General features: G+C 32.8%; 25 protein-coding genes. 16 read left to right on the forward strand and 9 right to left on the reverse strand.

The window, feature by feature from the left end; translation table 11 throughout:
• Nucleotides 1-80: 80 nt before the first annotated feature.
• The 6 genes from AA088_RS12235 to AA088_RS12255 all read left to right on the forward strand — a co-directional run bounded on the left by AA088_RS12235 (nt 81) and on the right by AA088_RS12255 (nt 7,011).
• A complete protein-coding gene (locus tag AA088_RS12235) occupies nt 81-902 on the forward strand; it encodes a class I SAM-dependent methyltransferase (RefSeq protein ID WP_052752886.1) in 822 nt (273 codons plus the stop codon).
• A complete protein-coding gene (locus AA088_RS18375) occupies nt 899-1,054 on the forward strand; it encodes a hypothetical protein (RefSeq protein WP_157547189.1) in 156 nt (51 codons plus the stop codon). The genes AA088_RS12235 and AA088_RS18375 overlap by 4 nt, the downstream gene beginning before the upstream one ends.
• A 110-nt stretch (nt 1,055-1,164) precedes the next feature.
• Nucleotides 1,165-1,740, forward strand: coding sequence for a cob(I)yrinic acid a,c-diamide adenosyltransferase (locus AA088_RS12240; RefSeq protein ID WP_046745303.1), 576 nt, complete (start codon nt 1,165-1,167; stop codon nt 1,738-1,740).
• Between the two features lie 133 nt (nt 1,741-1,873).
• Nucleotides 1,874-2,095 (forward strand): DUF2795 domain-containing protein, encoded by a 222-nt coding sequence (locus tag AA088_RS12245; protein ID WP_007093625.1) that lies wholly within the window; start codon nt 1,874-1,876, stop codon nt 2,093-2,095.
• Nucleotides 2,096-2,169: 74 nt separating this feature from the next.
• On the forward strand, nt 2,170-5,535 hold the full coding sequence (gene secA, locus AA088_RS12250; RefSeq protein WP_046745304.1) for a preprotein translocase subunit SecA: 3,366 nt from the start codon (nt 2,170-2,172) through the stop codon (nt 5,533-5,535).
• Between the two features lie 192 nt (nt 5,536-5,727).
• Nucleotides 5,728-7,011, forward strand: a complete 1,284-nt coding sequence (locus AA088_RS12255) for a sterol desaturase family protein (RefSeq protein WP_046745305.1) — start codon at nt 5,728-5,730, stop codon at nt 7,009-7,011.
• Here AA088_RS12255 and AA088_RS12260 read toward each other — a convergent pair.
• Both AA088_RS12260 and AA088_RS12265 read right to left on the reverse strand, forming a co-directional pair.
• Nucleotides 7,000-7,392, reverse strand: a complete 393-nt coding sequence (locus tag AA088_RS12260; protein WP_046745306.1) for a hypothetical protein — start codon at nt 7,390-7,392, stop codon at nt 7,000-7,002. The two genes, AA088_RS12255 and AA088_RS12260, sit on opposite strands and share 12 nt — an antisense overlap.
• Nucleotides 7,376-7,960, reverse strand: coding sequence for an RNA polymerase sigma factor (locus AA088_RS12265; RefSeq protein ID WP_046745307.1), 585 nt, complete (start codon nt 7,958-7,960; stop codon nt 7,376-7,378). The genes AA088_RS12260 and AA088_RS12265 overlap by 17 nt, the downstream gene beginning before the upstream one ends.
• Nucleotides 7,961-8,155: 195 nt before the next feature.
• Between AA088_RS12265 and AA088_RS12270 the strand changes: the two genes are divergently transcribed.
• From AA088_RS12270 to AA088_RS12305, 7 genes are all read left to right on the forward strand, one after another.
• Nucleotides 8,156-8,506 (forward strand): DUF6249 domain-containing protein, encoded by a 351-nt coding sequence (locus tag AA088_RS12270; RefSeq protein WP_046745308.1) that lies wholly within the window; start codon nt 8,156-8,158, stop codon nt 8,504-8,506.
• Between the two features lie 258 nt (nt 8,507-8,764).
• Nucleotides 8,765-9,424, forward strand: a complete 660-nt coding sequence (gene msrA, locus AA088_RS12275; protein WP_046745309.1) for a peptide-methionine (S)-S-oxide reductase MsrA — start codon at nt 8,765-8,767, stop codon at nt 9,422-9,424.
• 314 nt (nt 9,425-9,738) lie between these two features.
• On the forward strand, nt 9,739-10,665 hold the full coding sequence (locus tag AA088_RS12280) for a hypothetical protein (RefSeq protein WP_046745310.1): 927 nt from the start codon (nt 9,739-9,741) through the stop codon (nt 10,663-10,665).
• Nucleotides 10,666-10,851: 186 nt separating this feature from the next.
• A complete protein-coding gene (locus tag AA088_RS12285) occupies nt 10,852-11,781 on the forward strand; it encodes a hypothetical protein (protein ID WP_046745311.1) in 930 nt (309 codons plus the stop codon).
• Between the two features lie 206 nt (nt 11,782-11,987).
• The gene (locus AA088_RS12290) at nt 11,988-12,683 is read left to right on the forward strand and encodes a hypothetical protein (RefSeq protein WP_046745312.1); all 696 of its coding nucleotides are present in this window, start codon (nt 11,988-11,990) and stop codon (nt 12,681-12,683) included.
• A 642-nt stretch (nt 12,684-13,325) separates the two neighbouring features.
• Nucleotides 13,326-14,087 carry a sensor histidine kinase gene (locus AA088_RS12300; RefSeq protein ID WP_046745314.1) on the forward strand — a complete coding sequence of 254 codons (762 nt, stop codon included), beginning with the start codon at nt 13,326-13,328 and terminating at the stop codon, nt 14,085-14,087.
• Nucleotides 14,088-14,139: 52 nt separating this feature from the next.
• On the forward strand, nt 14,140-14,781 hold the full coding sequence (locus AA088_RS12305) for a response regulator transcription factor (protein ID WP_046745315.1): 642 nt from the start codon (nt 14,140-14,142) through the stop codon (nt 14,779-14,781).
• 59 nt (nt 14,782-14,840) lie between these two features.
• Here the strand turns inward: AA088_RS12305 and AA088_RS12310 are convergent, their stop codons facing one another.
• The 6 genes from AA088_RS12310 to AA088_RS12335 form a co-directional block, all read right to left on the reverse strand.
• The gene (locus tag AA088_RS12310; protein ID WP_046745316.1) at nt 14,841-16,271 is read right to left on the reverse strand and encodes a hypothetical protein; all 1,431 of its coding nucleotides are present in this window, start codon (nt 16,269-16,271) and stop codon (nt 14,841-14,843) included.
• On the reverse strand, nt 16,261-16,854 hold the full coding sequence (locus tag AA088_RS12315) for a hypothetical protein (protein WP_046745317.1): 594 nt from the start codon (nt 16,852-16,854) through the stop codon (nt 16,261-16,263). Before AA088_RS12315 ends, AA088_RS12310 begins: the two co-directional genes overlap by 11 nt.
• Nucleotides 16,838-17,383: an RNA polymerase sigma factor gene (locus tag AA088_RS12320; protein ID WP_046745318.1), complete on the reverse strand. Its 546-nt coding sequence runs from the start codon at nt 17,381-17,383 to the stop codon at nt 16,838-16,840. The genes AA088_RS12315 and AA088_RS12320 overlap by 17 nt, the downstream gene beginning before the upstream one ends.
• A 180-nt stretch (nt 17,384-17,563) precedes the next feature.
• Entirely contained in the window at nt 17,564-18,730 is a 1,167-nt protein-coding gene (locus tag AA088_RS12325; protein ID WP_046745319.1) for a hypothetical protein, read from the reverse strand.
• Nucleotides 18,711-19,235 carry a hypothetical protein gene (locus AA088_RS12330; RefSeq protein ID WP_046745320.1) on the reverse strand — a complete coding sequence of 175 codons (525 nt, stop codon included), beginning with the start codon at nt 19,233-19,235 and terminating at the stop codon, nt 18,711-18,713. Before AA088_RS12330 ends, AA088_RS12325 begins: the two co-directional genes overlap by 20 nt.
• Entirely contained in the window at nt 19,232-19,783 is a 552-nt protein-coding gene (locus AA088_RS12335) for an RNA polymerase sigma factor (protein ID WP_046745321.1), read from the reverse strand. The genes AA088_RS12330 and AA088_RS12335 overlap by 4 nt, the downstream gene beginning before the upstream one ends.
• 134 nt (nt 19,784-19,917) lie before the next feature.
• Here AA088_RS12335 and meaB point away from each other — a divergent pair, with 134 nt between their 5' ends.
• From meaB to AA088_RS12350, 3 genes are all read left to right on the forward strand, one after another.
• On the forward strand, nt 19,918-21,003 hold the full coding sequence (gene meaB / locus AA088_RS12340; RefSeq protein ID WP_046745381.1) for a methylmalonyl Co-A mutase-associated GTPase MeaB: 1,086 nt from the start codon (nt 19,918-19,920) through the stop codon (nt 21,001-21,003).
• A 494-nt stretch (nt 21,004-21,497) separates the two neighbouring features.
• The gene (locus AA088_RS17705) at nt 21,498-22,430 is read left to right on the forward strand and encodes a hypothetical protein (protein WP_052752887.1); all 933 of its coding nucleotides are present in this window, start codon (nt 21,498-21,500) and stop codon (nt 22,428-22,430) included.
• Nucleotides 22,431-22,433: 3 nt separating this feature from the next.
• Nucleotides 22,434-24,824: a T9SS type A sorting domain-containing protein gene (locus AA088_RS12350; RefSeq protein ID WP_046745322.1), complete on the forward strand. Its 2,391-nt coding sequence runs from the start codon at nt 22,434-22,436 to the stop codon at nt 24,822-24,824.
• A 111-nt stretch (nt 24,825-24,935) separates the two neighbouring features.
• On the opposite strand, the gene AA088_RS12355 is transcribed toward AA088_RS12350, so the two are convergent.
• Entirely contained in the window at nt 24,936-25,505 is a 570-nt protein-coding gene (locus AA088_RS12355) for a phosphatase PAP2 family protein (RefSeq protein ID WP_046745323.1), read from the reverse strand.
• Nucleotides 25,506-25,508 lie beyond the last annotated feature (3 nt).

The raw sequence follows: 25,508 nt of genomic DNA on the forward strand, positions 1-25,508 counted from the left end.
CTTAAAATTTCATTAATATTCACGAGAAATAAAGTAAATTCGTAGTAATTTTTATATTTAGCCCTGAAAAACCTATTATAGTGAGCAATCAACGTTTAGAAGAAGTATTAGAAGTCAATAAAAAGCAGAAGGAATTCTACAACGTAAAAAAGAAAAATGCAGCAACAAAGCTTTGGTCTTTTATGCGAAATAAATTGCTGTCTGACTTCCGAAAAGAATTAAAAATCAACGAACAAGTATACGAAAAACACAAATCGTGGTTAGGCGATCTTTCTAATAAAAAGGTTTTAGACTTAGGTTGTTATGCGGGCAACCATTTAAGTTTATATTTGGCCGAAAATGCCAAAAGTTATTTAGGAATAGATCTTAGTGATAAAGCTATTGGACAATTGAACGAGCGCTTAAAAGACATTCCTTCTGCCAAAGCTGAAGCTATAGATTTTTTATCCCCCGATTTTACTGAAACCGATTTTGACATTATTTATGCTTACGGAGTTTTGCATCACTTTGAAAGTTTAGACCTTTTATTTGGAAAACTAAAAGAAAAACTAGCGAAAAATGGAAAACTCATTTCATATGACCCGCTTAAAACAAGTTTACCTTTACGTATCATTCGTGGTTTGTACAGACCGTTTCAATCGGATGCCGATTGGGAATGGCCATTTACAAAGAAAACTGTGCAACGCTTCCACAGTGAATTTAACGTAGTTGAACGTAGAGCTATTTTAGGAAGTTCTAAATGGGCATTTTTCCTAAACTTGATTCCCATGAGCGCAGAAAAAAAGTTGAATTACATTAAAAAATTACATCAAAAAGACTGGGAACAATCACTTACAAATGATACTCATCTGTATAAATGCATGCACCTTACTATGCTAATGGAACAAAACACTAACTCATGAGCCTAGAATTAATCATTATTATTGTTATCGTGGCAATATTAGCACCTTTGCTATTAATCAACACACGAAAAAACAAAAAGCAAAATCAAGGGCGAAAAAGCCGTTCGTTTATGGGCAATTATTTAGAAGAAAAGAAGAGAAACCAAAAATGAAGACCAATTGGCTAGTTCCTGTAGCAATAATCATAGGTTTTATATTTGTATTCATATCAAATAAAAAAACTAAAAAAAATTGATGGAAAATCCAAAAGAAGAAAAAGAAGATGAAAATATATACAAAAACAGGTGACAAAGGAACAACAGCGCTTTTTGGCGGCACACGTGTTCCCAAACACCACATTCGTATAGACAGCTACGGAACTGTAGATGAGCTCAATTCGTATATAGGTCTGATTCGTGATCAAAAAATTGATTCCCATTATCAACATGTTTTAATGGAAATTCAGGAATTACTATTTACAGTAGGTGCAGTGTTGGCTACTGATCCTGAAAAGGCAACTCTCAAAAACGGAAAAGACCGTTTAAACATTCCGCAAATCTCCGAAAATAACATTACTGTTTTAGAAAGAGAAATGGATGCTATGAATGATGCTTTGCCACCTATGACACATTTTGTCTTACCTGGCGGTCACCAAACTGTGTCATTCTGTCATATTGCTCGATGTGTATGCAGAAGAGCTGAACGCTTAGCATCAGCACTTTACGAATCAGAACCTTTTGATGAGTATACACTAAAATACTTAAACCGACTTTCTGACTACCTTTTTGTATTGGCACGAAAGTTGTCGCATGACCTACAAGCAAATGAGATAAAATGGATTCCTCAAAAAAATTCATAATTATCTGAAAATTAAAGGAGTAATCCTATTAAAAAAAACGTTCTTAAAAATAATGAGTAAATAATGATTTTTTTACTTGACTTTCTCATTTAAAAATTTATTTTTGCAAAAAATATAATAAAATACAAATATTATGTATTGGACATTAGAACTTGCATCTCACCTGAGTGATGCGCCTTGGCCAGCTACAAAAGACGAGTTGATCGATTATGCAATCAGGACAGGAGCTCCATTGGAAGTTGTAGAAAACTTACAATCTATTGAAGATGAAGGAGATTCATACGAGTCTATTGAAGAAATATGGCCAGATTATCCAACAGAGGAAGATTACCTCTGGAACGAAGATGAATATTAAAATAAACTAAAACAAGGAAAAAAGTCTCCATACCAGAGGCTTTTTTTTTGCTTAAATACAAAACCACATACACCATGAGTTTTTTAAATTCTGTGTTGAAGATCTTTGTTGGAGACAAATCCAAAAAAGACATCAAAGGCATTCAACCTATTGTTACTAAAATTAAAGAATACGAGCAACAATTATCTGCATTGACGCTTGACGAACTAAGAGCAAAAACTACCCATTTTAAATCGCTGATTACTGAAGCGTGTAAAGAAGTAAATGCGCAAATAACTTCCTTAAAACAAGAAGCCGAGCAAATTTCTGACATTGAGCGTAAAGAAGAAATCTATCAAGAAATTGATAGACTTCGTGATGAAGAGTATAGCATTTCAGAAAATGTATTGAATGATATTTTACCTGAAGCATTTGCTGTAGTTAAAGAAACAGCGAAACGCTTTGCTAATAATAGCGAACTCTCTGTGACTGCAACTCCATATGACAGAGAACTCTCTGGCATTCATGAATATGTAACTTTAAATGGTGACAACGCTGTTTGGCAAAACTCTTGGGACGCTGCAGGAAAGCAGGTTACTTGGGACATGATTCACTATGACGTGCAGTTAATTGGTGGTATTACAATGCACCAAGGAAAAATTGCCGAAATGCAAACAGGAGAAGGTAAAACTTTAGTAGCCACATTGCCTGTATATTTGAATGCATTGACAGGTAAAGGGGTGCATCTTGTAACAGTGAATGATTACTTAGCCAAACGTGATAGCGCATGGATGGCTCCATTATTTCAATTTCATGGTCTTTCTGTAGATTGTATCGATTATCATCAACCTAACTCTGAAGCGCGAAGAAAAGCCTATATGGCAGATATCACTTATGGAACTAATAATGAATTTGGTTTTGACTATTTACGTGATAACATGTCACATGCGCCTAACGATCTTGTACAACGTCCGCACAACTATGCAATTGTAGATGAGGTCGATTCTGTATTAATTGATGACGCACGTACTCCTTTAATTATTTCTGGACCAATTCCGCAAGGAGATCGTCATGAATTCAACGAGCTAAAACCAAAAGTATCTGACCTAGTTCAAAAACAACGTCAATATTTGACAGGTGTTCTTGCAGAAGCTAAAAAATTAATCAAAGAAGGTGACACCAAAGAAGGTGGATTTTTACTCTTAAGAGTATATCGAGGTTTACCTAAAAACAAAGCATTAATTAAGTTTTTAAGTGAAGAAGGAGTTAAACAACTACTTCAAAAAACTGAAAACTACTATATGCAAGATAACAATCGTGAAATGCACAAAGTAGATGCAGAATTGTTATTTGTCATTGAAGAAAAAAACAATCAAATTGATTTAACAGATAAAGGAATTGAATATCTATCTGCGGGAAGCAACGACAAAGATTTCTTTGTAATGCCTGATATTGGTGGTGAGATTGCTAAAATCGAAGCACAAGAATTGGAAAAAGAAAAAGAAATTGACCTCAAAGAAGAATTATTCCGAGAGTTTGGTATCAAAAGTGAACGTATTCATACATTGAGCCAATTACTTAAAGCCTATACTCTTTTTGAAAAAGATGTAGAATATGTCGTAATGGACAATAAAGTGAAAATCGTTGATGAGCAAACAGGACGTATTATGGATGGGCGTCGTTACTCAGATGGTTTACACCAAGCGATTGAAGCAAAAGAAAACGTAAAAATTGAAGATGCTACGCAAACCTTTGCTACAATTACATTACAAAATTACTTCAGAATGTACCGCAAACTATCTGGTATGACAGGTACTGCTGTCACGGAAGCTGGAGAATTCTGGGAAATCTACAAGTTGGATGTAGTGGAAATTCCGACCAACCGACCAATTGCACGTCACGATCGTGAAGACTTAATCTACAAAACAAAACGTGAAAAATATAATGCCATTATTGATGAGGTTACCGAACTTTCTAAGCAAGGAAGACCTGTATTGATTGGTACAACATCTGTTGAAATTTCTGAATTGTTAGGTAGAATGCTTTCAATTCGTAAAATTCCACACAACGTACTGAACGCAAAATTGCACCAACGAGAAGCAGATATTGTGGCTGAAGCAGGTCGTCCTGGTCAAGTTACGATTGCTACAAACATGGCAGGTCGTGGTACAGACATTAAGCTAAGTGATGAAGTAAAAGCTGCTGGCGGATTGGCAATTATTGGTACAGAACGTCACGATTCAAGACGTGTTGACCGACAGCTACGCGGTCGTTCTGGTCGTCAAGGAGATCCTGGAAGTTCACAGTTTTATGTGTCACTAGAAGATAATTTAATGCGTTTGTTTGGCTCTGACCGTGTTGCAAAAATGATGGATCGAATGGGACTCAAAGAAGGAGAAGTAATTCAACATTCAATGATGACCAAATCTATTGAACGTGCACAGAAAAAAGTAGAAGAAAACAACTTCGGAATCCGTAAGCGTTTATTAGAATATGATGATGTCATGAATGCACAACGTGAAGTAGTCTATAAACGTCGTAGACACGCTTTACATGGAGAACGCTTAAAGGTAGACATCTCAAATATGGTGTACGATACCACAGAAATTATTGTACAAACCAATAAAGCTGCGAATGATTTCAAGAACTTTGAATTTGAACTAATTCGCTACTTCTCTATCGCAAGTCCAATCACAGAAGCTGAATTTACAAGTCTATCAGAAGAAATGATTATTGGCAAAGTGTACACTGCTACTTTTAAAAGTTATAATGAAAAAATGGATAAAAATGCCGAAATGGTATATCCAGTTATCAAGCAAGTGTATGAAAATCCAGAAAATAAATATGAACGTATTGTTGTAAAATTTACAGATGGCACCAAAGAATTGAATGTTATTAGTGATTTAAAAGAAGCATACGAAACGGAAGGAAAGCAATTAGTCAATGATTTTGAAAAGAATATTTCTTTAGCAATCATTGATGATGCATGGAAAACTCATTTACGTAAAATGGATGAATTAAAGCAATCAGTACAATTGGCAGTACACGAACAAAAAGATCCATTGCTCATCTATAAGTTTGAAGCATTCGAGCTATTTAAAGAGGTAATTGATAAAGTAAATCGCGAAATCTTATCCTTCCTATTTAAAGGAGAATTGGCTGACAATAATCCTAACAGAGTACAAGAAGCACGCGAGCAAAAGCGTAAAAAAGATAACTATACCACTTCGAAAGAAGAAGTTTTGAACAGCGACGAAAAAGAAGCAGCGCAGCGTGCAGCAATGCAACAGTCACAACAACGCCCACAAGTCACTGAAACCATTGTTCGTGACAAGCCAAAAATTGGTCGTAATGATCGCGTTACCATCAAAAATATCATGACAGGCGAAAACAAAACAGTGAAATACAAACAGGCAGAACCCTTGATTGCCCAAGGGCAATGGGTATTGATTGAAGAGTAATACTTCTACTCTAATTAGTATTCTTTTTAATGAGCTAAAAGGGTAAATTAATTAGAATCAAAATGTACTTTCAAAATAAAAAAAACTCTCATGTTTTTCATGAGAGTTTTTTTTATGCCTTCCAATAAATAATATACTATGCATGCATTACTTTTTAAGAAAAAAATGTAATTTTAAACAAAATCATTATTCATGGAAGCCTACGCCAATGCTTTACTTTATGCCATTCCTTTCTTTTTTGTGTTAATGCTTATTGAGATTGCGTATGGTTATTTTGTTAAAAATCAAACACACAGTGTTAATGATACGATATCAAGTGTAAGTTCTGGATTAACAAGTATTATTAAAGACTCACTAGGTCTTGCCGTAATTTTAGTCTCCTACCCTTTTCTACTTGAATATCTAGCATTAATCACCATACCAGAAACTTGGTATACCTATCTTTTGGCATTTATTGCTATTGATTTTGCTAGTTATTGGAATCATCGATTGAGTCATAAAATTAATTTCTTTTGGAACCAACATGTTATTCATCACAGTAGCGAAGAATTTAACTTAGCTTGTGCTTTACGACAATCCATTTCTAATATTCTTGGATATTTTCCATTATTATTAATCCCTGCTGCATTAATAGGTATTCCGTATAAAATTATCGCTATTTTAACACCTATACATTTATTTGCTCAATTTTGGTATCACACAAAACATATAGGAAAATTAGGCTTTTTAGAATACATCTTCGTAACACCCTCACAGCATCGTGTGCATCATGCAATCAATCCTGAGTATATTGATAAAAATTTGGCAGCTGTTTTTTCTGTTTGGGATCGAATGTTTGGTACATTTCAGGAAGAACTTGACGAAATCCCTCCCGTTTTTGGTGTCCTAAAACCCGCATCAACATGGAATCCTGTATTGATTAATTTTCAGCATGTATGGCGTTTAATTAAAGATGCTTGGCGTACCAATAGTTACTATGACAAGTTTCGTATTTGGTTTATGCCTACAGGTTGGCGTCCAAAGGATGTTAAAGAAAAATATCCTATACCAATTATTGAAGATGTCTATAACTTTCAAAAATACAATACTCCTACGTCAACTGCTTTACAAATTTGGTCTGCTTTTCAATTACTTATGACAATTGCTTTGATGCTGTTTTTATTTTACAATTTTGGGAATGTTTTAAAAACAGGAGGGTATAGTATGTTGCTACTATATGGAGCAATCGTTTTTATTAGTATTTATAGTTATACAAGTTTGATGGATCGATATAAATACACTCTAATATTTGAAACTATAAAGGTTGTGTTGGCTCTTTTTGTGATTTTTTATTTTAAAGATTGGTACGGAATAAATTCCTATTTTCAATACGGAAGTATTGCAATGGCAATCTATTTTGTAATGAGTTTTTTGGCGACTATTTACTTTTCGTATATAGAAAAAATGGAAGTTTCATCTAAAAAGTTAGCGATCTAAACTCTTAGAAAAACGCTTACTAAATAAATATACTTGAATAATTACAAAGACGAGCAAAAATGCAAAACTATACGCATAAGTTGTAGGAATGGAAAAGGTAATTTTATACTTTTCTACCCATAAACTTGTCAGATTCCAATTGCCGAAAAAAGAAAACCCTAGTGAAAAGCGTGTCAAAACATAGGTAAAAACTACAAACAAGCTACCAATAAGCATCCAACCTACTTTAGAGATTAGCGGTTTGTATACCTTTTTCGTCACTTTTTCTTTGGAAACTTCTGCCATTACATGCTTCAAAAAATCTTCAGAAGGCACCTGTAATCCAGCATCTTGAATAATTTCTTTGGTAAAGGCATTTAGTTTTTCATCTTTTGCTTCCATGATTCAAATATATAGGTTCTACAACATTTTTTAAAATATGATACAACTTCTTCCTACTTCTATGCAGTTTAATTTTCACATTTTCATAGGAAACTCCAACAATTTCTGCCACTTCTTTCAAAGAAAGCTCTTCAAAGTAAAATAATGTCAAGAGTACACGTTCATCTTCTGGTAATTTTGCCAAAGCTTTCTCAATAGTTTGCTTTTTTTCTTCAGCTTCTAAATAACTCATAGCATCCTGCATTTTACCAATATCTGCTTCATTAACCTCGTCAATATGTGTTGAAAGAACGACTCTAGTTCGTTTTTTAAGATAATCTAAACTCGTATTATACACTATTCGATACAACCAGGTAGAAAACTTAGAACTTCCTTTAAAACTTCCTAAGGCTCTATATGCTTTTATAAAAGAATCTTGGGCGACTTCTTCTGCATCTTCTTTATTTTTAATGAGTCGAAACGCTAACGTAAATACCATATTTTTATATCTGGACACAAGCATAGCATAGGCATGTACATTGCCAGCCTGAATTTGCTCAATATAATCTAGGTCAGTTTTTGGTATCATTTATCAGTAAGACGACTACTTCAAATAAATGGTTACACTTTTTTTTAGTTCTTTTTAAAAAACTTGCTGTTTTCTACTCAACTTAAAGTTTATAAAAATGCATTTCTAAAAAAAAGTGCTTTTTTCTGTAACCGATTTAAAAAAGGCTTCGTCATAATGGGCAAATACAAAAACTAAACTTTAAAAATTTTTATTATGGGATCAGAAGTAATTATTATGCCTGCTATTTTCGGAGTAATCTTTGGAATTTATTATTTATACATCACTTCCAGAAACAAAGAGCGCTTAGCATTGATTGAAAAAGGTGCGGAAGCTTCCATTTTCTTTAGCTCTAAAAAATCGTTAACTCCAACATGGAAAGTAGTTGTATTAAACATTGCTGTATTAATGATAGGTATTGGCTTAGGAATCTTTATTGGTAATATACTACATCAAGTAGTTGGTTTACCTGAAGAAGTAGCTTATCCAGGAACCATTTTTACTATTGGCGGAATTGCGCTATTCTCAGGTTTCTTTGTGACAAAGAAATTAGTAGAAAAAGAATAAATTTTAGCATCAATCAAAAAATACAGTTAGTTCATCACAATTAAACGATTGTTTTTCAAATGAAAAGCAATCGTTTTGTTATTTATATACCAATAATCGTTCATTTCTAGAATCAAATACTTTAAAGTTTCATTAAGAAAGGAAGACTTTTATAATTTGTATTTTTATATGCAGAAATCAAAAAAATCATTCCGCTTTATCAACTAAAAAACTGTAAGTTTTCCCTATACTTTCGACTAAACCAAAAAATAAAAAACTATGAAGTCTATTTATATCACATTATTTGCCTTCGCATTTTTCACTTTAAGTTGTAACTCAAATACAACAGCCTCAAAAACAGTTCAACAAGTAAAACTCTCACACGAACAATTAGAAACCTATGAAACCGCTTATTTTGCAAGTGGTTGTTTTTGGTGTGTTGAAGCAATTTTTGAAAGTGTAAAAGGTGTAAAAGAAGTAGTGTCTGGGTACGCAGGCGGAAAAGCAGAAACAGCCAATTATCAAATGGTCAGTGCTGGAAAAACCAATCATGCAGAAGCTGTAAAAGTATATTACGATTCTAAAGTAGTTTCGTATGAAACATTAGTGAAAGTCTTTTTTGGCTCACACGACCCTACAACATTAAACCGACAAGGCCCTGATTACGGACGACAGTATCGTTCAGCTATCTTTTACAAAAATAGTCACGAAAAAAAAGTGATAGATCAGTATATTTCCCAATTACAAAAAGACCAGGTTTTTAATGGACGTATCACGACAGAAGTAACACCGTATACAGCTTTTTATGACGCAGAAGAGTATCACCAAGATTATGAAGCAAACAATCCAAACAATCCTTACATTCGTAATGTTTCGATTCCAAGATTAAAGCGTTTTCAAAAGAAATTCCCTGAATTATTAAAGAAAGAAGCGCATTAATTTCAGATTTAAGACAAGTCAAATAAAGTTATAAATTCCTAAGACTGATGGCAAAAGTTATCAGTCTTTTTATATTTCTTACTTTTAAGTAAGTAGTATCTCCCAGTTATCAAAGTAAAATTTCAAGCATCTTTTTTATTCGAGAAAAAACGTTGTTGTTTATCGTTATCACAACAAAAAATAAACGCTTATACAATAAAATCAACGTTTATACATTATTAGTATTTTTTTAAGATTTTAAATGTATCTTCATAAAGTAATTACGCACAAAAGCGCTTTTAATTTTATTATAAACGAATTAAAACTTTATACTTATGAAGAAAAAAATGATTTCATTTGCTTCTTTAGGGCTTTTATGTGCTACATTTTTCCTAAGCTGTGTAACCAAAGACCAAGCCACTGAAGAACAATTAGAAAACGAACTGGCAACACCTGCTAAAATTATCTCAAATACGCAGGCTGCAACTTTATTTCAGAACGATCAAAATACACGCTTGTCACAAATTGGTAAATCAAATACACGTTTTGAAGACAAAGTGATTCGCTTTGATCTTTCAACATTAGAAGACTATATCAGTCGCTTGGAAACGATTAAAACTGCTAAAAACATTCCAATCACAGGCGCAAATTTTATATTTGGCGTAGATACTGATGGAAAAAGAACCGCAATTTTAATGCCTTCCACACGAAATGCTAAGTTGGATTATCAAGAATCATTCACCATTGAAAATGGTCAGTTTCAAACCTTCAAACATGTAGATTCTTTGTTACAACCAATACAGAATTCTCAAAATGACGAAAACCTGATACTTTCAACAACAGGATATCTTTCTTATAACCAAGCTACTGAGATGTTTAATAATTATCAAACGCAGTACATCCAACCGTTTGCAAAGAAAGTAACCAAAGAGTATTATACCAAAGCGGTATGGTACTCATTGGATGAGTTTAAAGGATATATCAACTATTTAAAGAAAAAATCCAATCAACATAACTTAGCAATTACAGGTGTTGATGTTTTCTTTGGTGTCTATAATAATGATCCGAGTTTGGAGCTAAAGTCAAATGCGCAAACAGTTTTCATGGCTGCTAGTACACAACAACACACAATTGTGAGTACGACTGGTAAATCACTACAATCTATCACTACTGATGAATTCATATTTAAGGAAAATGACAGTGCTGACGGAAGTCTAACTTACAACATGGGACAATTATCTCCTCCTCCTCCAAGAGGCTAACATTTAAAAGACCGATTAAAAAACTTAATCGGTCTTTTTTAACATTTCATTAAGATAGCTGACAGTTATACAGAAAAAAACGACAGGTATACATCTTCCCTTTACTGACTGGTCTTTTTATTTATTTTTGATTGTGTAATTACATTTCAAGTCGACGTTACAATTTATCAACGTAAAACTATTACCATGAAGAAAAAAACTACCATGTTTGTTTCTTTAGGACTGATGTGTATTACATTTTTCCTAAGTTGTGAAGCAAATCATGAAACCGAGGAAACAACATTAAATGCTATGTTGGAAGTACCAGAAAAGGTTATTTCAAATGCAGATGCTGCACAACTTTTCCAAAACGATCACAGAACTAGACTTTCTGTTATAGGAAAGAAAGAAAGCTCTTTTGAAGACAAAGCTATTCATTACAACCTAAACACTCTTATACAATACATTCAGCATTTAGAGACTATTGCCACTTCTAAAACCATTCCTATTACTGGAATCAGTTTTATTTTTGGGGCAAATAATGAAGGGAAACGAACTAATTTCATTATGCCATCTACGAGAAATGCTGAATTGGATTATCAAGAATCATTCACCATTGAAAACGGGCAATTCTTAACTTTTAAGCATATTGAACCTAATTTAACTAAGAAAGATGCTTCCTTCAACGATGAAAACTTGATTCTTTCACCAAAAGGATACTTATCTTACAATGAAGCAGTTACACTGTTCAATGAGTATCAAACACAGTATATTGGTCCATTTGCGGCAAAAGTCAAGAGAGATTATTACACTAAAGCTGTTTGGTATTCTTTGAGTGAGATTAAAGAATACGTAGCCTATTTAAAAAAAAGAAATCAGGACTATAATTTAGCTATTACAGGTATTGATGTGTTTTTTGGTGTATATAATGAAGATGAGAGGTTAGAATTAAAATCCAACGCACAGACTGTATTTTTAACAGCTAGTACGCAACAGCAAACAATCATCAACACGAAAGGAACGTTCCTAAAAAACTTCATACAAAATGGCTTCTTTGCTAAGGAAAGTGATAATGACACTAATGAAAGTTTAACTTTTAATTTAGGTCATCTATCTCCTCCACCAAACAATAATTAAGGACACCCCAAACCTATCTTCTTTTTTCTTGAATTATTTACTGACTAAACTACTATTCCTAAAATCGTAGTCTTTTTCTTTACTCTATCAATTTTACACTTTTTGCAAAAAGGGAAAAACACCCAATTTTTAATTTCTGATTTTTTTTCTAAAAAGATTGGCTAATTTTAGACTATTAAATAAAAGACTAACAAAACTACAATCTTATGGAAAAATCAGTACTACTCATTTTGGCATTGCTTGTCGGAATAGTAATTGGCTATTTTATTTGCAAAAAACTACATGGTGGAGATTCACCTGGCAATGGCAATCCACCAACCAACACTCCAGATGGAATCATTTCTGTGTACGATGCCATTAATTTACATGAAACGTATAAAAACACACGCTACCAATTAATCAATGATGCTATTGGTGGAACGGATTCAAACTTTTTAGATACCCAATTTGTATGGTTTGAATACGAAAGAATGAAAAATTACATGCAGTATTTAGCTACTGTAGAAGAGAAAAACCCAAATAATCCGAAAATTTCAGGGGTACGTGTATACTTTGGTGCTTACAATCAGCATAACCAATATCCACAGCAACAAACAGTTTTCTTTAACCCAACTATAGAAACAACGTTGGACGAAAAACATAGCAATATGAAAAATTTACCTTTTTATATTGTGCCAAACGCTACAACAGAACCTTTGGTGGGACAATACAAAGTAATTGAAAGGTTATTAATTGACGAATACAATGCTACTGAAAGAGCTTTTATGGCTAATAATAGTTTAGGACATAAACAATCATCTAAAGAGAAGCTTGCAAAAGAATCAAATCCTGAGAATGGAGATGATGGAACAAGTTTGTCATTTAACATAGGGCATTTAAGTCCTCCTCCTCCAAGAGGATAAATTACATTTTTAATAAATGAACGATTTTTTATATGAAGCTACTATTTATATTGAAACCTTGACTGCTATAGTAGCTTCTATTTATTATTATAAATATAGATATAGTAAGTTGAAATATTTTTTAATATTTCTTTGGTATATAGTTATAAATGAATCTATAGGTAAATTCTACATTGATATTAAAGGAATTCAACTATTCGAAATATACAATATCTATATTTTTATAAAGTTCAATTTTTTATTTTTTATTTATTGGAATTTTTTAAAGAAGAAGAGACATATAAGCCTAACCAAACTATTTGCTTTAATATTCTCAATTATCTATTTCATAGATTTTTTGTATTTAGAAAATTTTAATCAAGAATTGCTAGCCTATTCTTTTATGATTGGCTCTTCTTTTTTAATGATAGTAATTTTTTTCTATTACATTGAAATTTTAAACTCTGAAAAAGTCTTTGACATTACTAAAGACATTTTATTTTGGATAAGTTTTGGAGTTTTACTATTTAATCTTGGAAATATACCTTGGTATATAGTTAGAAAATACTTTTTAGAGATATTTATAGAAAATACATCCATATTAATAATCTTGTCAAGATGTTTATTATTTATTTTTAATTTTTGTTTTATCATCGGTTTTATATGGGGACAGAAAATCCAGAGGCACCAGCAATCATAGCTACTTTTGTTTTTATTCTATTAGTAGTGGTAATTTTTGTGCTCTTCTTGGTATTTATCAAGCGGAAAAATAATCTCTTGACCGAAAAACAACAAGCGCAACGTGAGTTTGAAAATGCTATTGCGGAAACACAAATAGAGATCAGAGAACAAACGTTACGCAATATTAGTTGGGAATTACATGACAATATTGGACAATTGTTAACTCTTGCCAAAATACAATTGCATCAATTGTCAAATACAAGTGAAGATGTTTCAGAAGTAAGTGATACCATTTCAAAAAGTTTGACAGAATTACGTGCATTGTCCAAACTCATTAATCCTGATGCTCTTAAAAATATTATGCTTCCTGAAGCATTGAGTCTAGAAGTAGCACGTTTTAATCGTTTGAATTTTATAGAAGCAACTCTTGTTATAAAAGGAGAAGAACAAGTAATAGATGATAAAGCAGAAATCATTTTGTTTCGCATTTTACAAGAGTTTTTTTCAAATACCATCAAACATGCAAAAGCGTCTAAACTTGATGTTACTCTTACTTATGCTAACAGTAAACTTACCATTGTTGCCAAGGATAATGGAAAAGGGTTTGACGAATCTATAGAGAAGCTCAATAAAGGGATTGGATTACAAAATATGAAAAGTAGAGGAAAACTAATTGGTGCAGAAATTGAACTTGAATCCGCTCACGAAAAAGGAACAAAACTGACGATTATTCATTATCTTTAAAGACCAAAAAAACACTACCAAAAAATATAAATTACTAACCAAAACCCACATTTTGAAAACATATTCTGTTGTTATTGTAGAAGATCATGTGTTATTATCGCAAGCCATTGGCGGTTTAGTCGATTCTTTTGATCGTTTTAAAGTGAGCTATTTATGTAAGAATGGCGAAGAACTCATTACACGATTGAACGAAAACTCAAATACACCCGATATCATATTGATGGATATCAACATGCCATTGATGAATGGTATTGAAACTACTACCTATATTACAGAACATTTTCCTAATATTGATGTGATAGGGCTTTCTATTGAAGAAGACGAACGTACTATTATTCAAATGTTGCGTGCTGGCGCCAAAGGATATTTAATGAAAGATGTTGAAAAAAGTGTGCTTGAAATGGCGCTCAATGAAGTAGTAACAAACGGTTTTTATCATTCAAAACATGTTACAAATATTTTAATTGGATCGCTGAACGGAAAAGGAGGTTCTGGTAAAAAATTGAAAGAAAACGAACTCGAATTCATGCGACTGGTTTGTACTGAAATGACGTATAAGGAGATCGCTGATAAAATGTGTTTGAGTCCTAAAACTATAGATGGTTACCGAGATGCTTTATTTGAAAAGTTAAATGTAAAGAATCGCATAGGTTTGGTAATTTATGCTATAAAAAATAAAATTTATTTACCTTAATAATTTTCCCTTATTTCATAGACTTTAATAAAAGAATAATGATTGTTGCTAATTGAGAGTTAAGACTTTCTTTGTAGCATTACATCACTATACTTAGCATTGATGTTAATTTCTTTGTCTGTTTGACTATTTGTTTGATATCCCCGTACAATAGTATTGAATTGCGTTTTGTTTTCAATGCCTTTGACAGTTTCTGGATATGAGATTTCAGAGCTTGAACCGATATAATATAGCTTAAACGCTGTTTTTGGCAACTGAATACGTGCATCTGTATTTTCAAGAATGATATCAAGTGTAGAAAAATTTTCTCCAATATTGTGAATCAGTAGATTCCCAAAGGTTCCGCTAATAATTCCCTTCTCTCCTAGCGTACCAACATTTACTTTTGAGGAGTTAGACATTAAATTAATATCGTTTACAAGTTGTAAGTCTACATTTTCCACAAAGTTTACTTTTAATGCGCCACGATTCCAAGTAGTAACATGAATAGGCGCATACGACGATTCAATCGTCGTATGCGCACCATCTATAACATTTGCATACAAAGCTGCGTGAGACAGCTTTGCATTTAGGTTTTCGCTTACAGCCGCCATAGTTACCTCTCCATGACGTACGTTTAACTTTAACTTTGCCTTTTTAGGCATTTTTATTTTTATTTTCTTTGTAACCTTATATTTTTTGTTCCCTGAAAAAATGTAAAATAGATTGTTTTCGCCATTGCCTAAGTTGAAAACCTGTCCTTGTACATGTTTGTTTTTTTCTAGTCTTTCAACTAAAAGACGTTGTTGTTTTTCTAACTGTTTTTGATATTTTTTTGCTTGCTTTTCTACTTTTTCTTGAATTTTGGTCAAATCTTCCTGTTTTTCAAGATATTTTTTAAGTAATTCTTCTCGTTTTTCTTGAGTTTTTGCAAATTCTTCTTTCCACTTTTCCATTCCTTCTTGAAACTTCTTTTCATCAAAGTTTTCTTTCCATTGTTTTTGCCATTTTTTCATGTAAGCTTCACCATCTTTTTGATATGCTTCGTAATCAAACTTAATGTCATTTAATGATTCCATTACATGTATAGGAAATTCAGGAATCTCTGCAAGTTGCTCTACTTCTACCAATTTTTCAAGTTCAGGAATTTCAAAAACTATGGGCTCAGCTATCGTAAATTGTCCTACATTTCCAAATAAAGCATGACTTCCTTTAGAAGAAATTGTTATTTTTTCACTATTTCCCACAGCTGAAAAATTCCACTTTTTGAAATAAGCTTTTATTTCTTCTTCGGTAGCATTTTCCACCTCAATAGTCGCCTCTATCTCTACTTTATTTTTGTTCCATGTATCAAATTCCACATCTGCATGAGATGTATTAATCTCTAAGGTAATATCTTTATTTACTGTAAAAACCTCCTTTTTTGTTCGTTTTTTTGATTGTGAATATCCAAATGTGATGACTAATAATAATAACCATACACAATACTGGGTTTGCTTTTTATACTTCATTTTCTGATTGTTTTAATTCGTTTAATTTTTCCTTTAATTGGTATAGCAATTTGAGTCGAAATTGTAAATTATCAATCATTGCATTAATAGTTTGTTCGTTAGGACCAATATCTGTTAGCTCTTGTTGTAACACTTTTTGCTCTTCATTCAATTGTGACAGTTTTTCCATATAACTATCAAACAATTGCTTTCCAGCTTGGGAGACTTCCACTTGTGTTAATTCGTAATTAATATTGGCAACATAATAATCTTCAATCTTTTTTAAATCTGGAGAAATATCTCCCAAACTTTTCAAAGATGAACTTTTTTTATTGTTCGTTTCTGTGTCTACGATTGTAGTATTGGTAACTTGTGCTTTTTCTTGTAATTGCTGAAACATCAAAGCTCCAATAGTTACTAAAATAATTACAGCCGCAGCCACTTTGAAATTAAAAAAGGAACCTTTTTTCGTTGTTTTGTTCGGTGAGACTATTGGTAATGCCTCCTCTAACCATTGTAAAAAACGTGCTTCGTGCTCATCAGGTAAGCCTTTTTGAATATGCAATTGGTCATTTTTCAACAAATCTTTAATATCCTGTCCCATGACTTTTCTTTTTTAATGCGTGTTGTAATTTCTTTTTCCCACGTAACAATTGGGTGCGTGATGCGGTCGTAGAAATATTTAATATTTCTGAAATTTCTTGATGATCGTATCCTTCTAAGAGAAATAAGATTAATACAATCCTATACTTTTCCGGTAAATTTTCAATTTCAGTTTTAACGTCTTCCACTGTTGTCTCATCACTTGTTTGCCAATTGTTTTCGTCGGCTACTACTTCTAATTGTGCTTCTTCAATAGTCATATAATACTGTTGTTTAGCACGTAATTTGTCTAGACTTTTATTAATCACAATTTTTTTCAACCAAGCTCCAAAGCTAACTTCAGCAGTATATTGATGGATTTTTTGAAAAGCGTTAATAAACGCTTCTTGCATGGCATCTTCTGCATCTTGCGTATGCTTCAAAAATCGATTGGCTACAATAAACATTCCTTCACAATACTGCCTGTACAGATGCAGCTGTGCTTTCCTGTTATTTTGTTTGCATTGTTCGATGAGCTCGGTTTGAGACATACGCGTCAGTTGCTTTTTTGGGTGTTGCTAATTGCTATACATGATTAAATACGTAGCAACTTTTTGAATGTGACAATAAATTAAAAAAAACGTACCAAATGATACGTTTTTTGAATTTATATTTTGTTCTATTGCCCATTTACATTACATACAAACGATACCGAGCTTTAATTTATTTTTTTAGTCAAGGTGTAAAAGTGTTACAAATCCATGAGTAATATCGAGCTTGAACATGTTTTTTCGGTATTCAGTAGTATCTTCTCCTCGTGTAAACATATTTGTTTTTTCATGATTCCGATTGGGTTGAATGATTACTTTGATATCACCATCTTTTAACACAGCATTATGTCCAATTGCTTTCAAGTAATACTTTTGGTTTTTATTTGTATATAATTTGATGTCTGAATATTCACATTCCATAGTTATAGAAGTGAAATTTTCTCCCAATTTATGGATGAAGAAATTACTTTTAAAATCTCTAAAAGCAACATCTTTTACAATTTCGCCAATTGTAAGTTTCGAAAATTCCGTTTGTATTCGAGCTGCTTCCAATTGACCAAACAATCCATTCGTAACATTTTTAAAGGCATAACTGCCTCCCGTAATTTTTTTGATTTTTACAGTTCCGTTCATTACACTGATTTGATTTTTCTCGTGTATTAATTCATCTGCTTTTAATGTGCTTTCTACTAAAGAAGCTTTTATAGGATTTATAAATTTTCCTTCAAGATCCACATTCGCATTAGCCGCAGTAATTCGCAGCATCATATAGTTAGGAATATATACATTGTATGCAGAACGAATACGTTGAATACTTGTATGTTTGCTTTTATCAATATCTGCAAGAGGAATGCTATCTTTCTTTGTGATGATATAACCAGACATTTCCTTAATTCCTACACCTCTGGATGCTATTTCTTTGTTAATTTCAGCAACTGATTTATACGAATTCTTTTCTTTAGATTCATCTCCTAAGTTTGTAATCGAAATATAATTGTCTTCTTTTAATTGATACGAAAGTCTCCCAATTGAAGTTATAGATGCCGTTCGAATATGTAAATATTGTTCGTCATTCAGTCGAGATTCCATTTGAGTAGAAGTCACAATTCCATTTGAGATTTCTTTAATTTCTTTTTCTGAGTAGTTATCAAATTCTACGATAAAATCAAGTTTTACTTCATCTTTGTCCCATGTTTTAAAGACTACATCTACATTTTGTGTTTCAAAGTTTAATTGTGTGTCTTTGTTAACTTTAAAAGATTTTTGATAAGTCTTTTTTGATTGAGCAAAGAGTCCGAAAGTGCTAAAAAAACAAATCAGCACTAGATTACATATTTTGTTGTTCATCTTGTAAACGTTTTAAATGTTGTTGAATTTCCTGCAAAAGAGTTAATCGTAATTGCAAGTTTTGAATCATTTTATTCAATACAGTCAAGCTATTTTGTTGTATCAAAAACTCTTGTTTCAATTCTTGATAAGCTAAGTCTAAGCTTTGTAAGCGCTCTTTGTACTTATATACTAAATATTCATCATTTGCTGTTAATTGAAATGATTTCCATTCGGAAGCAATATGTGTTAGATATTCACTCTCTATGGCTTTCATTTCTACCAACAAAGGAGATTCGTTCTTGGTTTTCTTCGAATACGTTGTATATATAAAAGCGCTCATTCCAAAAAGAAATACACAAGCTGCAGCTATGCTTTTCCATGAAAAATGTATTTCTTTTTTAGAAGTAACTGTATTTTTCTTTGTGAGTTTTTCAAAAAACTCAGCTCGATGTCCTTCAGGTAGTTTGGGTATTTCCAAAAGTGCATCTTGTTCGTTTATTATTTTTTTGATATTCCGTCTCATAATACCGTATGTTTATAACGAGATTGTAATTTTTTTTTCAATTTTTCTTTCCCTCTCATTAGATGTGTTCGTGAGGTTTGTATAGGAATTTCTAAGATTTCTGAAATTTCCTGATGATCATATCCTTCTAATAAGTACAACTGTACTACATATTTATATGGATTGGATAATGATTCAATAGCCTGTATTATTTCCTGTTTGGATACCTCTACTGTAATATCCCATGATGCTTCATCGTCAATAATTACTAGACTTTTATCATCAATTTCTTCATAAAAAAGAGAACGTTTTTTTAACACATCCAAACATTGATTAATCACAATACGTTTTAACCACGCACCAAAAGTCACTTCTCCTTTATACTGTTCCAATCGCATGAAAGCCTTTAAAAAAGCTTCTTGCATGACATCTTTAGCATCTTCACGATTCAAAATGTAGCGACAAGCAATTATATACATCGCATCAGCATACAAATCATATAGCTTCATTTGAGCTTTTTGATCTCCTTGTTTACATTTTTTTAAAATTCCTAAATGCGATTGCTTCATGTGTTATTTTAGTCTACTATTGAAAAGACGACACTTTGTTAAGGGCGTTTCATTTTTTTTCTTCCTTTCTATGAATGTTTTTAAAAGAAAAATATATTGTATTTTCGTTTTTAAAGATAAAACATACCGTTCATTTGAGTTCAAAACCCAAACATAGTTCTGCGTTACACGAAAAAGATGGAATCAATCCTCCAGAGATTATCAATAAGTCTTCGTTGGATTCTATCAAAAAAAGACGAAAAAAACAACCTTCTGTCGATGAGTTGGTTGCAGGAATTTTGGCTCACGACAAAGTAGCATTGAGTCGTGCTATTACACTAATTGAAAGTAAAAACACAGAACATTTAGCAAAAGCAACTGCTATTATTGAAAAATGTTTGCCACATGCCAATACTTCTATCCGTATAGGAATAACGGGAGTTCCTGGTGCTGGTAAAAGTACTTTTATTGAAGCATTTGGAACGCATTTGACCAGTTTGGGTAAAAAAGTAGCAGTTTTGGCTGTAGATCCTAGTAGTTCTATATCTAGTGGAAGTATTTTAGGAGATAAAACACGCATGGAAGAGTTAGTTAAAGACGAGAACGCGTTTATTCGTCCTTCTGCTTCTGGTGATTCGCTTGGCGGAGTAGCTCGAAAAACTCGTGAAACCATCATTTTATGCGAAGCCTGTGGTTTTGATACAATTATTATTGAAACTGTCGGTGTTGGACAAAGCGAAACCGCTGTTCATAGCATGGTCGATTTCTTCTTATTATTGAAGTTAGCAGGAGCTGGAGATGAATTGCAAGGCATCAAACGAGGAATCATTGAAATGGCAGATGCGATAGTTATAAATAAAGCAGATGGAGACAATATAAAACGTGCTCAAATGGCTCGAACAGAGTTTAAAAGAGCCTTACATTTGTATCCTCAAAAAGCTTCAAAATGGCAACCAAAAGTTGTAACTGCTTCTGCTATTCAGAAAGAAGGAATTGATACAATTTGGCAAATGGTTGAAGAGTTTCAAAAAAGTACACATGCCAATGGATATTTTGAAGATCATCGGAAACAGCAGAATCGTTTTTGGTTACTCCAAACTATCGAAGAACGTTTAAAACATAATTTTTACACAAATGAAAATGTAAAAAAAGTACTAAACTCATACTTAGAAGCTACTGAAAACAGTGCAATTTCTCCGTTTCATGCAGCACAACAATTACTTGAATTATTAAAATCATAAAAAAAGCAACCTAAGTTTGCCTCATTTTTTAACAATTGCTTTTACAATTCACAATCCCAAACTGTATTACATTCTATATCTGTACAATCTCTTTCGGTTGAACAATCTCACCACAAATCTTCCGCCACAAGGTAGCCTTTCTTCCTTTATAAAAGTTTTCTATCAAGCTTGAAATTGATTTTTTGTTAAGCTGTAATGATTTTACATTTCTTTGTTTATGATATGAAACTCAAATTTTTGATTATATCATAAAAATAGTGAATTCAATATGGCTTCGCTTCTACTTTCCAGTTTCTTAACAGCTTTTACCAATTATTGAAAATATTAGTTTAGACATTGTTTCCTTTTGAGGTAATGTGTACACTATTGACCTTTCCAATTTTAATTTTTAAGAGCAAAACACAATTGACCTTTTATAAAAGGTCAAGTAAGTTCCTTTGTATATAGCTGTTGGCGCGTTTTCTTTGAGCCAAAATTAATTCAAAACTTTTATTATGAAAACACAAACGTACTTACTTTTAGCAATGTACTTACTTTTAACAAATTTTACTTTTGCTCAATCAAATACATTTCCATCTAATGGCAATGTGGGCATTGGAACTTCTGTACCAACAGCAAAAACAGATATCTATATACCTGATTTCGCTACGATGGAATCTGGGTTGCGTGTAACGAGTCCTTTCTCCTTTCAATCTGGAAGTACAATCAATACTATATTTCACTTAAGAAAAATAGGAAGAACCAAAAATGAATTCTTCAGTCAATTCGTAGTAAAAACCAATGGAAATGTTGGTGTAGGAATCAATTACAACGATCCATTATTAAATGATAAAAAAATGGTTATTACAGACAATAACCCTAATGCTGTAGACTTGAACGTGAGAGGATTTGCACTGATTGATGGTCAAAATGCTTCTCTTTTATTTGGAGCAACAGGAGGAGAATCGCTCGGACAATGGGGAATTGAGTATAATGAATATGCAACGGTAAAAGGATTGAATTTCTGGAAACCTGCTGGCAGCAATAATTTTGGAAATTACTATATGTTTTTGACAGATACTGGTAAAGTAAGTATTGGACTTGATCCGAACGCAGCAGGTACTTATAATGGCGATTTTAAATTATATGTTTCAGAAGGCATCATGACGGAAAAAGTGAAAGTCACTTTGCGTAGTTCTAGTGATTGGTCTGATTATGTATTTGAAGATGATTATAAATTATTACCCCTAGAAGAGGTCGAAGCGCATATTGAAAAAAATGGTCACTTACCGAATGTGCCAAGTGCCGAAGAAGTAGCCAAAGAAGGAATTGATTTAGCAAAAATGGATGCAAAACTCTTAGAGAAAATTGAAGAGCTCACATTGTATGTGATTGAACAACAAAAGCAAATAAAAGAATTACAGGAACAATTGAAAACTAAATCATAAGCAATGAGAAAAATTATAATTGTATGTTTCTTCTTTATTGCTTTCTCGAATATTGCTTTTCCACAAGAAAATCTCATTCCTAATGGCCATTTTGATGAGAATACTTCACAATATAATGGCGGCTTAGACCCTAGAGATTATTATACCGCAGGGCAAGATTGTAGTCTAGGTAGAGAACGATTTGAATCGGAAATAACATCTTGGTATGTTGCTACGTCAGATGCTCCATCAAGCGAACTGGAAAATCCTTTTGTCAGAAGATGTTCTCCAGATTGGATCGCAGGTTATACGTATGATACAGGAGCTCCGGATTGTACCAATACAGAAGACTCGTTTTATTTAGCACATGGATTGAACACGGAAAGTGTTATGGTTGAATTGAAAAATGGTTATAAATTAATCAAAGGGCAATCATATAAATTTCGAGTTAAGGTAAGATCCGCTAGAGGTGCAGGAAGTTTTCAATTAGTATTTTCAACAAAAATTGAAGGCTTACGAGTGCAGCCTCATAAAAAATGGGTGGCAGGAGATTTTTATTTCAATCCTGATTGTGAATGGCAAAATATAGAATACTACTTCACGGTTCCAACTGATGATGAGAATGATTATGCTGAAATGAAGTATCTAATTTTACAATTCAACCATGAAAAGAATAAAGATGATTACGGTCATAAAATTGCAATGCATTATGACGATGTATTCCTCGCCGAAGGTGAAAAATGTGAAGACATAAAGTATATTCAAGATTGGCAATATCATAATATTCATAAAATTGAACAAGCCAATTTGGAAATTCATGCTGGTGCCAATGTGAGTCCGTATGCTTGGGACGAAAACAGTCCTGTTATAGTAAAAAGTACCGCAAAAGTAATTTACAGAGCGCCTACTGTGTATTTAGAGCCTGGCTTTTTTATAGAAGAACCTGGAAGCTATTTTGAAACACAAGTCGGAACTTGTGTAGAAGATCCATGTCCGTCAATTGAAGCTTTTACACCAACATCAACAACAGTTTGTTCGAGTTCAGCAACATTAGGAGAAAATATTTCTGCACAACCAGGCGTTTTTTACAGTTGGTCTCCAGCAGAATATTTTTCAAATCCATGGTCTAGAATTACTGACTTTAACCCACCTACGGGTTCAGGTTGTGTAAATGCCAAATTGGTAATTTGGACCATTTGTGGAGAAAGTCAAGCGTTTCCGTTTACCATGAGTTATTTTGATACAGCACCATCTATTACTGTCAATAATACGACTCCTGGAACGAATAATTTAAACCTTGACTTGGACATTTCCAATGCCAACTCCTACACTGTTACAGCAGTAAATGTTGCAAATGGAGCAGTATTGTATACGGATACGCAAAGTTCAAGTTGTGACAATTTAAACATAAACAACGTACTTTTAGATTTGAACTCATGTCTTTTAGATATGTGTGATGATGTTGAAATAACAATCACTGCTTCTAATCCTTGTTTTAATGATGTACAGGAAGTTTTTACTTGGACAGCACCAATACCAGTGGCACCTGTAATTGGGATATCAAATATAGTAAGTACTGATTTCGATTATCAATTTGACCTAGCACTTCCGTCTAGTTATGAATATGTAGTAATTGAAACATGGGATGAACAAGAAACTACATTAATCTGTTCTCAAACTGTGGAAGCTTGTAGCAATCCAACGATTGACACATATCATTTTGATGTTACGAGTTGTCTAACGGGTTGTGTTTCACAATGTCATAATTATAAGATCAAAGTAAGAATGAAGAATTTCTGTTATCCAACTGAGGCAGTTTCAATACTATCGTGGAATAAATCGAATACTACATTTTCAATGCCTTCAAGCTATCCAAATGTCATTACGGCAAATGGCGATGGTATTAATGACACCTTATGTTTTAGCCCTCAAGGAGCCGATTTTTATCACCTAGTTGTCGTAAATAGAGCAGGAAATATAATGTTTGAATCATCAGGTTGTGTTACAGAAAACCCTGTGTGTATTTGGACTCCACCAACCAACATTATGGATGATACTTATTTTTATACCATAGATTTTAGCAATCAGTGTGGACAATCTGGAAGTAATCATGGCCCTGTTCAAGTTTTCAATGCTTATAGAACCACAATAGACGAACCTGATAAATTTGATCCAATAACTACGACAGAAATTTCAGTATATCCCAATCCTTCTAAAGGAATATTTAATGTGAACTTAGGCGCAATGTCTGAAGCCAATATGACTGTTTTGGATATTACAGGGAAGACTGTGTATACTAAAAATACAACAAGCACTGTTGAAACTCTTAATCTTAGCAAATATGCAAAAGGTATTTACTTTTTAAAGATTGAAAACAAAGAGCGCACAGTCACTAAAAAGTTAATTATTGAATAGACATCGTTTTTAACAGGGTACAAATGCTATTCTTTAGTTTTTTACTGGCATTGATATAATATCAATGCCAGTATTTTTTTCTAAAATAATTTATATTCTGATTAGAAGTAATCACGCGTATTTTTTAATCAAGAATTGACGAAAGCTAAAGATTAATCCTCCGTATAAACCACCTACTATAAATCCAGTAATCACATCTCCAGGAAAGTGTACACCGATATAAATTCGGCTATATCCTACCAATGCCGCCCAAAACAATAATATGAAAATGAGCTGTTTGTAATGATTTCGTAATACCAATCCAATAAATGTAGCTAAAGCCATTGCATTAGACGCGTGTCCTGAAAAATATCCAAACTGTCCACCACAATAGGATTTAACCAAACGCATGTGATCCATAAGATCTGCTGTGTGGCAAGGCCGTGGACGTAAAAAAAGTGTTTTCTTAAAAAGATTTGCGGTTTGATCTGTCAAAGTAATTAATACTGCAACCAATACTAGTGTGAAAAAAAGTTCCTTTTTTTTATGTGTTTTTAATATCAGAATCAACAAAAAAGCATATAGAGGAATTGCATAATATTTGTTCGTAATAAACATCCAAAAACCATCCCATGTTGGCGTTCCGAGTCCGTTGAGAAAAAGAAAAAGCTCTTTATCGTATTGTATAAGTTGTTCAATCATAAG

Origin of the sequence: Kordia zhangzhouensis, assembly GCF_001005305.1 — a bacterium.
Taxonomy (GTDB): domain Bacteria; phylum Bacteroidota; class Bacteroidia; order Flavobacteriales; family Flavobacteriaceae; genus Kordia; species Kordia zhangzhouensis.

Bases quoted from the DNA above. Each gene is read 5' to 3' on its own strand.
- AA088_RS12335 (WP_046745321.1), bottom strand. From the start codon at position 19,783: ATGAAGCAATCGCATTTAGGAATTTTAAAAAAATGTAAACAAGGAGAT.
- AA088_RS12330 (WP_046745320.1), bottom strand. From the start codon at position 19,235: ATGAGACGGAATATCAAAAAAATAATAAACGAACAAGATGCACTTTTG.
- AA088_RS12300 (WP_046745314.1), top strand. From the start codon at position 13,326: ATGGGGACAGAAAATCCAGAGGCACCAGCAATCATAGCTACTTTTGTT.
- AA088_RS12320 (WP_046745318.1), bottom strand. From the start codon at position 17,383: ATGTCTCAAACCGAGCTCATCGAACAATGCAAACAAAATAACAGGAAA.
- AA088_RS12245 (WP_007093625.1), top strand. From the start codon at position 1,874: ATGTATTGGACATTAGAACTTGCATCTCACCTGAGTGATGCGCCTTGG.
- AA088_RS12270 (WP_046745308.1), top strand. From the start codon at position 8,156: ATGGGATCAGAAGTAATTATTATGCCTGCTATTTTCGGAGTAATCTTT.
- AA088_RS12285 (WP_046745311.1), top strand. From the start codon at position 10,852: ATGAAGAAAAAAACTACCATGTTTGTTTCTTTAGGACTGATGTGTATT.
- AA088_RS12290 (WP_046745312.1), top strand. From the start codon at position 11,988: ATGGAAAAATCAGTACTACTCATTTTGGCATTGCTTGTCGGAATAGTA.
- AA088_RS12310 (WP_046745316.1), bottom strand. From the start codon at position 16,271: ATGAAGTATAAAAAGCAAACCCAGTATTGTGTATGGTTATTATTATTA.
- AA088_RS12350 (WP_046745322.1), top strand. From the start codon at position 22,434: ATGAGAAAAATTATAATTGTATGTTTCTTCTTTATTGCTTTCTCGAAT.
- AA088_RS17705 (WP_052752887.1), top strand. From the start codon at position 21,498: ATGAAAACACAAACGTACTTACTTTTAGCAATGTACTTACTTTTAACA.
- AA088_RS18375 (WP_157547189.1), top strand. From the start codon at position 899: ATGAGCCTAGAATTAATCATTATTATTGTTATCGTGGCAATATTAGCA.
- AA088_RS12355 (WP_046745323.1), bottom strand. From the start codon at position 25,505: ATGATTGAACAACTTATACAATACGATAAAGAGCTTTTTCTTTTTCTC.
- AA088_RS12260 (WP_046745306.1), bottom strand. From the start codon at position 7,392: ATGGAAGCAAAAGATGAAAAACTAAATGCCTTTACCAAAGAAATTATT.
- AA088_RS12325 (WP_046745319.1), bottom strand. From the start codon at position 18,730: ATGAACAACAAAATATGTAATCTAGTGCTGATTTGTTTTTTTAGCACT.
- msrA (WP_046745309.1), top strand. From the start codon at position 8,765: ATGAAGTCTATTTATATCACATTATTTGCCTTCGCATTTTTCACTTTA.
- AA088_RS12265 (WP_046745307.1), bottom strand. From the start codon at position 7,960: ATGATACCAAAAACTGACCTAGATTATATTGAGCAAATTCAGGCTGGC.
- AA088_RS12240 (WP_046745303.1), top strand. From the start codon at position 1,165: ATGAAAATATATACAAAAACAGGTGACAAAGGAACAACAGCGCTTTTT.
- AA088_RS12255 (WP_046745305.1), top strand. From the start codon at position 5,728: ATGGAAGCCTACGCCAATGCTTTACTTTATGCCATTCCTTTCTTTTTT.
- secA (WP_046745304.1), top strand. From the start codon at position 2,170: ATGAGTTTTTTAAATTCTGTGTTGAAGATCTTTGTTGGAGACAAATCC.
- AA088_RS12315 (WP_046745317.1), bottom strand. From the start codon at position 16,854: ATGGGACAGGATATTAAAGATTTGTTGAAAAATGACCAATTGCATATT.
- AA088_RS12280 (WP_046745310.1), top strand. From the start codon at position 9,739: ATGAAGAAAAAAATGATTTCATTTGCTTCTTTAGGGCTTTTATGTGCT.